The organism is Qipengyuania gelatinilytica (assembly GCF_019711315.1).
GTDB lineage: Bacteria > Pseudomonadota > Alphaproteobacteria > Sphingomonadales > Sphingomonadaceae > Qipengyuania > Qipengyuania gelatinilytica.
In genome coordinates this window covers 546148-558833 of the sequence record NZ_CP081294.1, presented here as the reverse complement: position 1 = coordinate 558833, position 12686 = coordinate 546148, and the positions used below count along the sequence as shown (strand labels likewise).

The 12686-nt window shown below is 60.1% G+C and carries 10 protein-coding genes; 7 read left to right on the top strand and 3 right to left on the bottom strand.

The features are described 5' to 3' along the window. Window positions 1-102 precede the first annotated feature (102 nt). Together K3136_RS02730 and K3136_RS02725 are read right to left on the bottom strand one after the other, a co-directional pair. Window positions 103-2223: a TonB-dependent receptor plug domain-containing protein gene (locus tag K3136_RS02730; protein WP_221431390.1), complete on the bottom strand. Its 2121-nt coding sequence runs from the start codon at window positions 2221-2223 to the stop codon at window positions 103-105. Between the two features lie 515 nt (window positions 2224-2738). Continuing rightward, complete coding sequence (locus tag K3136_RS02725) at window positions 2739-3008, bottom strand: metal-sensitive transcriptional regulator (RefSeq protein WP_221431389.1); 270 nt, start codon at window positions 3006-3008, stop codon at window positions 2739-2741. A gap of 86 nt (window positions 3009-3094) precedes the next feature. Here K3136_RS02725 and K3136_RS02720 point away from each other — a divergent pair, with 86 nt between their 5' ends. After that, window positions 3095-4870 (top strand): copper resistance system multicopper oxidase, encoded by a 1776-nt coding sequence (locus K3136_RS02720; RefSeq protein ID WP_221431388.1) that lies wholly within the window; start codon window positions 3095-3097, stop codon window positions 4868-4870. Then, window positions 4870-5850: a copper resistance protein B gene (locus tag K3136_RS02715; protein ID WP_221432184.1), complete on the top strand. Its 981-nt coding sequence runs from the start codon at window positions 4870-4872 to the stop codon at window positions 5848-5850. The genes K3136_RS02720 and K3136_RS02715 overlap by 1 nt, the downstream gene beginning before the upstream one ends. Window positions 5851-6317: 467 nt before the next feature. Here the strand turns inward: K3136_RS02715 and K3136_RS02710 are convergent, their stop codons facing one another. Beyond that, complete coding sequence (locus K3136_RS02710) at window positions 6318-7160, bottom strand: hypothetical protein (RefSeq protein WP_221431387.1); 843 nt, start codon at window positions 7158-7160, stop codon at window positions 6318-6320. Window positions 7161-7640: 480 nt separating this feature from the next. On the opposite strand from K3136_RS02710, the gene rpsL reads away from it, so the two are divergent. The 5 genes from rpsL (at window position 7641) to rpsJ (ending at window position 12616) form a co-directional block, all read left to right on the top strand. Beyond that, window positions 7641-8012, top strand: a complete 372-nt coding sequence (gene rpsL, locus K3136_RS02705; RefSeq protein WP_115366484.1) for a 30S ribosomal protein S12 — start codon at window positions 7641-7643, stop codon at window positions 8010-8012. Window positions 8013-8036: 24 nt separating this feature from the next. Next, window positions 8037-8507 carry a 30S ribosomal protein S7 gene (gene rpsG, locus K3136_RS02700; protein ID WP_221431386.1) on the top strand — a complete coding sequence of 157 codons (471 nt, stop codon included), beginning with the start codon at window positions 8037-8039 and terminating at the stop codon, window positions 8505-8507. 110 nt (window positions 8508-8617) lie between these two features. Continuing rightward, window positions 8618-10711, top strand: a complete 2094-nt coding sequence (fusA, locus tag K3136_RS02695; RefSeq protein WP_221431385.1) for an elongation factor G — start codon at window positions 8618-8620, stop codon at window positions 10709-10711. 93 nt (window positions 10712-10804) lie between these two features. Further along, window positions 10805-11980, top strand: a complete 1176-nt coding sequence (tuf, locus tag K3136_RS02690) for an elongation factor Tu (RefSeq protein WP_221431384.1) — start codon at window positions 10805-10807, stop codon at window positions 11978-11980. A gap of 324 nt (window positions 11981-12304) precedes the next feature. After that, complete coding sequence (rpsJ, locus tag K3136_RS02685) at window positions 12305-12616, top strand: 30S ribosomal protein S10 (protein WP_006831877.1); 312 nt, start codon at window positions 12305-12307, stop codon at window positions 12614-12616. Window positions 12617-12686 lie beyond the last annotated feature (70 nt).

Sequence of the window (12686 nt, the reverse complement as noted above, 5' to 3'; positions counted from 1 at the left end):
TCATCTCACTCGTGAATTTCGAAGCCGGGAAACCTCAATGATTTCCGGGCGAGCAAGAGCACCGGCCCGGCGGAACAATCCGCCGGGCCGGGCCAATTGAGGTCAGAAGCTTGCAGAGACCCTGATCCATGCTCCGCGACCGGGGCCATACAAACGATCGCCGACGGCGATGTCCGAAGCTGCCACCCGATTTCGGCCTGCAAGATGCGGTTGGTAACTTTCGTCGAAAAGATTCTCGACCCCTGCCTCGACGCTGATCGTATTCGTCAAAGAATAGCGGCCGAAAAGTCCGACGATGGCGTATCCTTCACTCCGCTCTTCGTCGTTCGAGATGGAGATCTTGGTTTGCCCCGCGGCGGCGACAAGTTCCGCACCGAGCGCCAGACGGTTATTGGACCACGTTCCCGACAAACGAAAATTGGCAGGTGCCACCCGATAGAGGTTATCCTCGATGTCTCGGCGTTCACCTCTGACATAGCTGGCCGTTCCCGACACTTCGAACTGCCGGACCGGACGGAACAAGAAGTCGAGGTCGGCCCCATAGAGTTCGGCATCGACATTCCCGAAGCGTAGCGGCGTGGCGTCGCCGTTCATGGCGGCAATCATCTCCACCGGGCTGTCGATCACGCCAACCGTTGAATCGAACGGGACCCCCTGAATGTAATCATCGACACGCCGGTAGAAGATTGTCGGACGCAGGGCGATAAACTCGCTGGACCAGTCGAATCCGATCTCGGCAATCCACGCAGTTTCGGGTGCAAGATCGAGGTTGCCGACATAGATGCTCCCATCGGCAAGACCGTAGCTTGCCTCGGTCGGGAGCCAGCCGAAGCGTTCGAGCAAGCTGGGTACCCGTTCCTTGCGAGCAAGAGACAGACGCGGTGTGAGGTCGCCCAGGTCAATCCAGAGCCGGGCAACAGCATCGACCGTTGTCTCATCCCGCTCCCGGTCGGAAGCGATGAAATCCGCTGCGATGATACGCGGCCCCATCGGGACAGCCGTCCCCAGCGTCGGGTTTCCTGCCGATTGGCGGGTTCTGTCGATGCGGGCACCCACCTCGAATGCGAGCGCCTCGATACCACCTCGCCATTGTGCGTACGCCCCGATGCGCTCGTTCGAGACATTCGGCTGTGCATCGATGAAGAAGGCATCGTTGAAAGGATTGGTGATCCGAACGAACTTGTCGGTCAGTTCGACATCGCCCCCAATCTCCAGATGCGCCGCCGATGACCCGAATTGCAGCGAAACTTCGACAGTATTCGTATCTGCGTCGGCGAACGTGGCGCGTGCACGCATCGGTTCTGCTGCAGGCAATCGCGTTGTCTGGTTATCCATGAGATGCCGGACCGAGACGTGGCCCAGCTGGATGTCGATCCCGATGTCCTCGGCGATCTCGCCGCGAAAGCCGCCACGCACGAAGTCCGTGTCGAAGTATACGATGTCGAGCGCGAAGGGTGGATTGCCTGTCGGGTCGGTTTCGCTTCGTCGGTATTCGAGGAAAAGTTTGCCGGGTCCGGCCTTGAACCCGCCATGCACGCCATAGAGATTGCGCTCGAAGGATGTTCCGACCGCAGTTCCGCCGGGAAATTCGTAACTTTCGCCCTCCTCTCGGCTTGCAATCACACCCAAGCGCCAGCGGTCATTGGCAACACCGGCAAGGCCCGCCACAGCGAAGCTGTCATCATTGCTTCGATACTGGCTCGTCATCCTAGCCTGGACATCCAGTGCGGGCCCGTCGGTAAAGTGAGCTTCAACCAGCTTTGCATCGACCGATCCGGCCAGTGCCGGGCCGGAGGATACCGGCGCGACACCACGGGCAATCTCGACCCTGTCGACTAGCAACGAGGGAGCGTAGTGCAGCGGCGGGTCCATGGCATTGGGGCCGCCCGAGGCGAACCTCTGGCCATTGATGCGTCCGAGAACCCGCTTACCGGCAAGCCCGCGGTAGGAAAGCTGGCCCGACAATACACCGTTGCCCACAAGTGCGCCGCCCGGCGCGCGAGCGGCTATCGAAGCTGCATCTGCCGGAATGGCTATCTGATCGGGAAGTTCACTCGTGTCTGTCGCGATGTCGTCGCGGCGGAACGCGGTTACGAGGATCGTATCGGTAAGGATTGTCTCGTCATCAGTTGCATCAGGCCTGTCCTGGGCCACGGCCGGATGACAGATGAAGATGGAGCAGGACGCAAAGAGTGCGGCCCTGCGCAGGGAATTTTTTCGCATTGAATGTCTCGTTTATCTGAGTGGCAAGCGGACGTGCGCCGAAATTCGGTCGCTCCATTCGTCCGGTTTTCAGGTCAAACGAGATTGGGGGGCGCCCTCGCCAGATAGGAACGTGCAGGCCGGCTTGGTGTGAGGTCACGTAGCCGTTGGGCAGAGAATGCTGCGAGGTGCTTGGTTGCCGCTTGGAACAGAACCGGCTCCCCAGGGAGCACCGGGCCACACGCCGAGCAACATGGCTTGGCGCGATTGTCTTCGCCGTGTTCCTCATGGGGGGAGGGCTCGCCCTGATCGTCTTTTCCATGCATCGCATGGGCCATGGAGGTATGGGCCGGAGCTTCCAGCGCCGGTGGCTTGGCGTCTGTCCCCGTCCAGCAGCAAGGAGCGCCAAAGACCACTCGCAAGCCGATCGACATCAGCAGCAAGAAGTTGAGGAAGGCGTGGCCGCGCTGTCGCATTGCGGTCGCATTAGCGCGCCGAGCACCAAGTTCAAGGCAAAGGAACGCCGCCGGACTTGACTAGCGACGCTTCTCCAGCAGCTCGACCAGTTCCTCGAATTTCTGTCGCTGCTCGGTTTCGTCGCCGCTGGCAATCGCTTCTGCCACGCAGCACGCGGCATGATCCTTGAGTACCTGCGTCTCGACCTTGGTGAGGGCCGATTTGATGGCCTGGATCTGGTGAAGGATGTCCACGCAGTAGCGATCGTCCTCGACCATCCTGGCGACGCCGTTCACCTGTCCCGCAATCCGATTGAGGCGATTGATTTTTGCGTCCGTATTCGCAGCCACGTGGGACCTCCGGTTGTAATACCCTGTGGGGGTATATATGTGATCGCCCGAAGTCCTTCAACCGAGCCTTTTGGACGGTAGCATTCATGTCGATTGATCGCCGCAAGTTCATCACGAGCTCGGCCGCGCTGGGAGCGGCCATGTCGCTTCCGCTTCCTGCGTGGGCCCGCGGTGAAAGCCTGACGCATGCCAAGCAGGGTTTCGGCGAGGTTTCGGGAGAGAAGATCGCGCTGAGTGTCGGCGATCACCACTTCGGTGTCGGCGGGCGCAAGGGACATGCGATTGCCGTGAATGGCAGCGTGCCCGGGCCTCTGGTGCGCCTCAGGGAAGGCCAGAACGTCCGCATCGATGTGACCAACAATCTCGATGAAGATACCTCGATCCACTGGCACGGCCTGCTGCTGCCGTTCCAGTTCGACGGTGTCCCGGGGGTCAGCTTTCCCGGTATCAAGCCGGGCGAGACCTTCACCTACGAATTTCCGATCCGGCAGAATGGCACCTATTGGTGGCACAGCCATTCGGGCTTGCAGGAGCAGGTCGGGCATTACGGCCCACTCATCATCGAGAGCGCCGAGCCCGATCCGCGCTATGACCGCGACTACGTGGTATTGCTAAGCGAGTTCACGCCGGTCCACCCGCACGAGATTGCCCGCAAGCTCAAGGTCGGCGAGCATTACTACAACCGCCAGATGCAGACCGCGACCGAGGGCGACATGCCCTTGAAGGAGCGGTTGATGTGGGGCGGGATGCGCATGAACCCGCGCGATATCTCGGACGTGACCGGGTCGACTTACACATTCCTCATCAACGGCCATGGTCCGATGGACGGGTTGGAATACCTGTTCGCGCCTGGAGAGAAGGTTCGCCTGCGCGTGATCAACGGCTCGGCGATGACCTTCTTCAACATCCGCATCCCCGGCGTCCCGATGACGGTCATTGCTGCAGACGGGATGGACGTGGCGCCGGTCGAGGTGGACGAGTTCCAGATCGGCACGGCAGAGACCTACGACGTGATCGTCGCCCCGCCCGCGGGCAGCCATGCGCTGGTGGCAGAGGCGATGGACCGTTCGGGCATGGGCGTAGCCTCGCTAACCTCTCACAAGGGCCACCGAGCTACGCCCCCGCCACTGCGCGAGCCGGTGACGCTGACCATGGCAGACATGGGCATGGGCTCGATGGACGGCGCGCATGGCGGCGCTATGGACCAGGACGCGCATGCCGGTCACGGCTCGATGGCGGGCATGGACCACGGCGGGATGGATCATGGCGCAATGGGGCATGGCGACATGGACCATTCGATGCGCGACACGTCAAAACTCCCGCCCGACGCTCAGGTCGGTCCGGGGCTCGACATGGTTTCACCCATGCCGATGGACCGGATGGATTACCCCGGCCTCGGGCTCGACAATGTGGGGCACCGGGTGCTGCGCTACACCGACCTCAAGGCGAAGCGGATGAACCCGCATCGCATGCCGACGCGCCAGCTTGAGATCCATCTCACCGGCAACATGGAGCGCTACATGTGGAGTTTCGACGGCAGGAAGTTCTCCGCCGTGACCGACGATCCGATCCGCTTCTCCTATGACGAGCGGGTGCGGGTAAAGCTGGTCAACGACACGATGATGGCGCACCCGATCCACCTGCACGGCCACTTCTTCGAGCTGGTCAACGGGTCAGGGATGATGAACCAGCCGCTGAAGCACACGGTCATCGTCCAGCCGGGCAGCACGGCGACTTTCGACGTCACCGCGAACGAGCCGGGCGACTGGGCCTTCCACTGCCACCTGCTCTACCACATGCATGCCGGCATGATGCAGACGGTGACCGTGCGTCCGTTCCCCGCAGCGGGAGAGGGCGCATGATGCTCCGCCTCTGCCTTGCAAGCACACTCGCGCTCGCCGCAGCGCCGCTGTCCGCGCAGGATATGTCGGGCCATGAAGGGCACGGCGCGCAGGCGGAAGAGCCCGCGGCCGAGCAGCCCCCGAAGGACGATCATTCGGGCCATGGCAACATGAAAAAGCCGCCCGCTCCGTTCAAGCTCCCCGATATGACCGGCGCGCCGCAGATGGACCATTCTGCGCATACCATGGGCGACATTCCCTCCGGCCCGCCGCCCGCAGAGGCCTTCGAAGGCCCGCAGCACGCGGCCGATGAAATCTTCGGCGCCGAAGCGATGGCCGAGGCCCGCAAGACCAACCACGCCACCCACGGCGACATGCTGACCGGCACCATCATGGCCGAGCGGCTGGAGGTGCGCATTTCCGACGGCCACGAGGCGTTCCTGTGGGACGTGCAGGGCTGGTACGGCGGCGATATCGACAAGTTCGTGATCAAGTCAGAGGGTGAGGGCGAGTTCGGCGAGAGCGTGGAAGACACCGAGATACAGGCGCTGTGGGGCCATGCGATCGGACCCTTCTTCGACCTGCAGGCAGGCGCGCGCATCGATCTCGAGCCGGAAACCCGCAGCCACTTCGTTCTCGGCGTGCAGGGCCTCGCGCCCTATATGTGGCACGTCGACGGCGCGCTGTTCCTGTCCGACCGCGGCGACCTTACCGCGCGGCTGGAGGGCGAGTACGACCAGAAGATCACGCAGCGCCTGATCCTGCAGCCGCGGGTGGAACTGGAACTGTCCGCACAGGACATTCCCGAACGCGAGATCGGGGCAGGGCTCACCAAGATCGAGACGGGACTGCGCCTGCGCTACGAAATCGCCCGCGAATTCGCCCCCTATGTCGGCATCGGCTACGAGGCCAAGCTGGGCGAAACCGCGGATATCGCACGCCTCGCGGGCGAGGACACGGACGGCGTGGCAGCCGTCTTCGGCATCCGTGCCTGGTTCTAGGACCTCTCTGTCGAGACGGAGTTCCAGCGCGAAGTCGGCTGGTCGGGGCCAACGCGAGGAGGGGATCGTCTTCGGACTCGGGCGCCACATGCGTAACGGCCGGGGTGGTTTGCCTGACCGTCTGCCGCAAGCAATCGGTCTGCGCTGGAGCGGGATTCAAATCGTGTCGAGCCGAGGGCTGCACCGAGGCGCCAGGGTCCTCGGCAGACGAATCAGACCGGGATTTGCGGGCCTTAGCGAACATAGCTCATGGCACGATGTACAAGCCATGAAGTGGGGCAATGATTTCTAGGTAGCGAAATTGCCGAGCCGCCGGCGAGGCAAAGGAGGCTACACGCCTGAGCTTAGGCGATAAAACTCAGCCAAGCGGGCGCACCGCGTCAGGTTCCGGCAATAAAACAGGCGAAGTATTAATAAAATGAAATAAATATATCTATCTTGATGGAGTGAGGTTTGGGTTGACCAAACTATTTGGTATTCATGATCCTATCAATTTGCAATCGCACTTGTGCCATTATCATTCTTGTCGGATTTTTATTGTACTCCATCCTGTAGATATTCAAATCCCACTCATCGTTTTTCATTTCAGAAATGGTGCAATAAACGCCATCGATCTCGTCTAGGGTTTCTTCAATTTTGCTCGCTTTCTCGGCGTCGGCTTTTACTACTAGTGAACCCACCAATTCGCTGATTGCCTCGCTTTCATCGCTCGACATTTGATCTCTTGAGCGTTGCAAGCGTGAGATACTGGCTGACAGGTTGTCTAATTTGTCGATTATATATTTGGTCTCTGTCACCGTCTCAGTTTTAGGCTCAACCATTTCAAAGGTGAAGTTTTCCACGAACGACTTGTAGGTTCCTTCGCTAAACGTACGTTGAACTTCCTCGATTTTCTTGGCTAAACGATCAATAAAATTATCGATAGAATTGTACTCGAGATCTCTTCTGTAATCGATGTAGCCAATATTATTAATGTCGAATGGCGGCTTTTTTTGGCCATCTGTAACAATGATTGTAGGCTTCTTCGTTGACAATCTGAGTCCGGTTTCAAGCATTACATTTGGGTTCAGGCCACTGACATCGCAAATGATCACGTCATTCTCGTAGATATTTTGGAGAATTGCGGATTGAATCACGTCCAAGGCTGGATTTTCCCAGACGAGCTTGGGCTTGAGTCCGGCTTTTTCAATCGCTCGGCGATGGATTTTTTGAACTTTGGCCCAATGTTCCTCTGGATAAAGCTCGCCCATAGATGCGATGGGCATTACGATCCCACAACTCTTCTGATTAGTCTTTGGTTCTTTCGCCATGATCACAATCCTCTACTGCGGCGAGTGCGGTATCTTTGGCCTATGTGTTTGTAAAGGTTGCTTGAGTTTGCAAACCAAGAGGGTGCTACAGATATTTCTTCAATTATGTATATGTTCTCCCTCCCAGTCTCTCCCTTGACCAATCCCCCCTCCCGCACTATGTGCGCGCCCATCCGGTGAGGGAATCGCCCTGTGCGAAGCCAACGCTGGCCAGATAGAGCTGAACATTGCCGGTCATGACCCGGGGGCCTGTCGCAGATGCGATAAGGCTCTTTTCTATTGCAGCGAACCTCATGGATCGCTCGGGGCAGCCGTCAAAGTAACCCGGTGGCCGTGTGGGCCGATGGGTGGAGCGTTTCAGGCTCGTGCGAACAGACCGCCCCGGTGCTTGCCAGCGCCGCGTGCGTCGCAACTGCACGAACCCGATCGTAACACCATCAACCCGCTAGTCGCCGCCATCACACGGTGAAGAGAGAACTCATGCCGACTATTAACCAGCTGGTCCGCAAGGGCCGCGTTCCGCAGAAGGCCAAGTCCAAGGTCCCTGCAATGGAAGCCAACCCGCAGAAGCGCGGCGTTTGCACCCGCGTCTATACGACGACCCCCAAGAAGCCGAACTCGGCACTTCGTAAGGTTGCCAAGGTTCGCCTGACCAACCAGCGCGAAGTCATCTCCTACATCCCGGGCGAAGGCCACAACCTGCAGGAGCACAGTGTTGTGCTCATCCGCGGCGGCCGTGTTCGCGACCTTCCCGGCGTTCGCTACCACGTCCTTCGCGGCGTGCTCGATACGCAGGGCGTGAAGGATCGCAAGCAGTCGCGCTCGAAGTACGGCGCGAAGCGTCCGAAATAATCCACGGGACTTAGGAGATAATCAATGAGTCGTCGTCGTCGTCCCGAGAAGCGGGAAATCCTGCCTGATCCGAAGTTCAACGATCAGGTCCTTTCGAAATTCATGAACAACCTCATGTATGACGGCAAGAAGGCCGTCGCTGAAGGTATCGTCTACACCGCGCTCGACACCGTCGAGAACAAGGCCAAGACGAACCCGGTCGAGCTGTTCCATGAAGCTCTGAACAACATCAAGCCGCAGGTCGAAGTGCGCAGCCGCCGTGTCGGTGGTGCGACCTACCAGGTGCCGGTCGAGGTTCGCCCCGAGCGTGCCCAGGCACTCGCGATCCGCTGGCTGATCGGCGCTGCACGCGGTCGTCCCGAAACGACCATGGCTGCACGCCTGTCGGGCGAGCTGATGGATGCTGCGAACAACCGCGGCAACGCCGTCAAGAAGCGCGAAGACACGCACCGCATGGCGGACGCGAACCGCGCCTTCTCGCACTACCGCTGGTAAGCACCGGTTCGGAGACCGTTTCGCCTTCGGGTGGAACGGTCGCCGGACGGTCACATTAGTTTTCCAAAGGGGCGGCAAAACTGTCGTCCCAACCCCACGAGGAATTTCACATGGCACGCGAATATCCGCTGGAGCGGTACCGCAATATCGGCATCATGGCCCACATCGATGCCGGCAAGACCACCACGACCGAACGTATCCTCTACTACACCGGCAAGTCCTACAAGATCGGCGAAGTCCACGACGGCGCTGCGACCATGGACTGGATGGAGCAGGAGCAGGAACGCGGCATCACCATCACCTCGGCTGCCACGACCACTTTCTGGCAGAACGAAGATGGCAAGGGCGAAAAGCACCGCATCAACATCATCGACACCCCGGGCCACGTCGACTTCACCATTGAGGTCGAACGTTCGCTGCGCGTGCTCGACGGCGCGGTTGCAGTCTTCGACGGCGTTGCCGGCGTTGAACCGCAGTCCGAGACCGTGTGGCGCCAGGCCGACAAGTACGGCGTTCCGCGCATGTGCTTCGTCAACAAGCTCGACCGTACCGGCGCAGACTTCTACTACTGCGTCCAGTCGATCATCGACCGTCTCGGCGCGAACCCGCTGGTCCTCTATCTCCCGATCGGCGCGGAAAGCGACCTTCAGGGCGTTGTCGACCTCGTGAACAACCGCGGCATCGTCTGGGAAAACGACGGTCTGGGCGCGACGTTCAACTACGTCGACATCCCGGCTGACCTGGCCGACAAGGCTGCCGAATACCGCGAGAAGCTGATCGAGACCGCCGTCGAACAGGACGACGATGTCATGGAAGCTTACCTCGAAGGTAACGAGCCCGACGCGGCAACGCTCAAGCGTCTCATCCGCAAGGGCACCATGGCGCGCGACTTCGTTCCCGTGCTGTGTGGTTCGGCGTTCAAGAACAAGGGAGTCCAGCCCCTGCTTGACGCGGTTGTCGACTACATGCCGTCGCCGCTCGACGTTCCGGCCATCAAGGGCGTCCTGCCCGACAGCGACGAAGAGCAGAGCCGTCCGTCCTCGGATGACGAGCCGTTCAGCGCGCTGGCCTTCAAGATCATGAACGACCCGTTCGTCGGTTCGCTCACCTTCACCCGCATCTACTCGGGCCAGCTCGCCAAGGGCAGCGTCCTGAACTCGGTGAAGGACAAGAAGGAAAAGATCGGCCGTATGCTGCTGATGCACTCGAACAACCGCGAGGACATCGATGAAGCATTCGCAGGCGACATCGTCGCCATCGCAGGTCTCAAGGAAACCACCACCGGTGACACGCTGTGTGCACCGAGCGCTCCGATCATCCTCGAGCGCATGGAATTCCCTGAGCCGGTGATCGAGCTTTCGGTCGAACCGAAGACCAAGGCCGACCAGGAAAAGATGGGCGTCGCCCTCAACCGCCTGGCAGCCGAAGATCCGAGCTTCCGCGTCACCACCGACCACGAAAGCGGTCAGACGATCATCAAGGGCATGGGCGAGCTTCACCTCGACATCCTCGTCGATCGCATGAAGCGCGAGTTCAAGGTCGAAGCAAACGTCGGCGCACCGCAGGTCGCTTATCGCGAATACCTCGGCAAGCCGGTGGACGTGGACTACACCCACAAGAAGCAGTCGGGTGGTTCGGGTCAGTTCGGTCGCGTCAAGCTCAAGGTCACCCCGGGTGAGCGCGGTCAGGGCTTCGTCTTCGAAGACGAGATCAAGGGCGGTAACATTCCGAAGGAATATATCCCGGCGATCGAAAAGGGTCTGCGCGAGCAGGCCGAGAGCGGTCACTTGGTCGGCTTCCCGATCATCGACTTCACCGTGAACCTGTATGACGGTGCTTACCATGACGTCGATTCGAGCGCGATCGCGTTCGAAATCGCCGGCCGTGGCGCAATGCGCGAAGTCGCAGAGCGTGCAGGCATCAAGCTGCTGGAACCCATCATGAAGGTTGAAGTCGTGACCCCCGAGGACTACCTCGGCGATGTCATCGGCGACCTTAACTCCCGTCGTGGCCAGATCCAGGGCACCGACAGCCGCGGCAACGCCCAGGCAGTCGAAGCCAACGTGCCGCTCGCGAACATGTTCGGTTACGTGAATGAGCTGCGCTCGTTCACCCAGGGCCGCGCACAGTACACGATGCAGTTCAGCCACTACGACGAAGTTCCGGCTAACGTTGCACAGGAAGTCAAGGAGAAGCTTGCGTAAGCGAGCCGACCGGTCTAGGGGCGGCGCCTGATTCAGCGGGCGCCGTTTCCTCCCCGCAGAAATCCCAAATTTTAAGACAGAGGTTATTGGAAAATGGCGAAGGAAAAGTTCGAGCGTAATAAGCCGCACGTTAACGTCGGCACCATCGGTCACGTTGACCACGGCAAGACCACGCTGACCGCGGCGATCACCAAGGTCATGGGTTCGGCCGTCGATTTCGCAAACATCGACAAGGCTCCCGAAGAGCGTGAGCGCGGCATCACCATCTCGACCGCACACGTCGAGTACGAAACCGACGCGCGTCACTACGCACACGTCGACTGCCCGGGTCACGCCGACTACGTGAAGAACATGATCACCGGTGCAGCCCAGATGGACGGCGCCATCCTGGTCGTGAACGCAGCTGACGGCCCGATGCCGCAGACCCGCGAGCACATCCTGCTTGCACGTCAGGTCGGCGTTCCGGCTCTGGTCGTTTACATGAACAAGGTCGATCAGGTCGACGACGAGGAAATCCTCGAGCTCGTCGAACTGGAAGTTCGTGAACTCCTTAGCGAGTACGGCTTCGACGGCGACGACATCCCCATCATCAAGGGTTCGGCTCTGGCCGCTCTCGAAGGTCGTGACGAAGAAATCGGCGAAAAGTCGATCCGCGAACTGATGGAAGCTGTCGACACCTACATCCCGCAGCCCGATCGTCCGGTCGACAAGGACTTCCTGATGCCGATCGAAGACGTGTTCTCGATCTCGGGTCGTGGTACGGTTGTCACCGGCCGTGTCGAAACCGGCGTTGTGAACGTTGGCGACGAAGTCGAAATCGTCGGCATCAAGGACACCACCAAGACGACCGTCACCGGCGTCGAAATGTTCCGCAAGCTGCTCGATCGCGGTGAAGCTGGCGACAACATCGGTGCACTGATCCGCGGCGTTGGCCGTGAAGAAGTCGAGCGTGGCCAGGTTCTCGCGAAGCCGGGTTCGGTTACGCCGCACACCGAGTTCAGCGCAGAAGTCTACGTCCTGTCGAAGGACGAAGGCGGCCGTCACACGCCGTTCTTCGCGAACTACCGTCCGCAGTTCTACTTCCGCACCACCGACGTCACCGGCGAAGTGATCCTTCCCGAAGGCACCGAAATGGTGATGCCGGGCGACAACGTGACGATCGACGTCAAGCTGATCGCACCGATCGCCATGGACCAGGGCCTGCGCTTCGCAATCCGCGAAGGCGGCCGTACGGTCGGCTCGGGTGTTGTCGGCACCATCAAGAAGTAAGCTCTTAGCTGAAACTTAGAGAGGGGCCCGTCCTCCCGTCAGGGGAGGGCGGGCCCTTCGCTATTAGTGTGGGCGTAAAAAACCGGCAGAAATGCACGGTTCGGCGCACTCGATGAATGCCTGTTCAGTCGGGCGGAAATCGGGGGTTGCCAGAATGGGGTCTCCCCCGTATATGCGCGCCCACAGACAGGGATTCGTCCCTATCGATAGAATTCACGGAAGGTCGCCCGCAACCGGGAAACCGGGCTCGCAGTGGGGCTGACCTTTCTTTTTGTTTGCGGGCCACCCGCTGGTCCGCTTGGCTCTTTCGCATCGGTGTAGGTAATGGAAGCACAGAATATCCGCATTCGCCTTAAGGCGTTCGACCATCGCGTTCTCGACCAGGCAACTGGAGAGATTGCAGACACCGCGCGCCGGACGGGTGCACTTATTCGTGGTCCCATTCCCATGCCGACGCGCATCGAGAAGTTCACCGTGAACCGCGGCCCGCACATCGACAAGAAGTCGCGCGAGCAGTTCGAGGTGCGCACCTACAAGCGGCTGCTCGACATCGTGCAGCCCAACGCCCAGACCGTCGACGCGCTGATGAAGCTCGACCTCGCTGCTGGCGTGAACGTCGAAATCAAGCTCGCCTAAGCGTTTGGTTTCGGTCCACCTGCCGGACCTAAAGCCGCAGGAAAATTTCGGGGCACTCGATAGCCCCGCC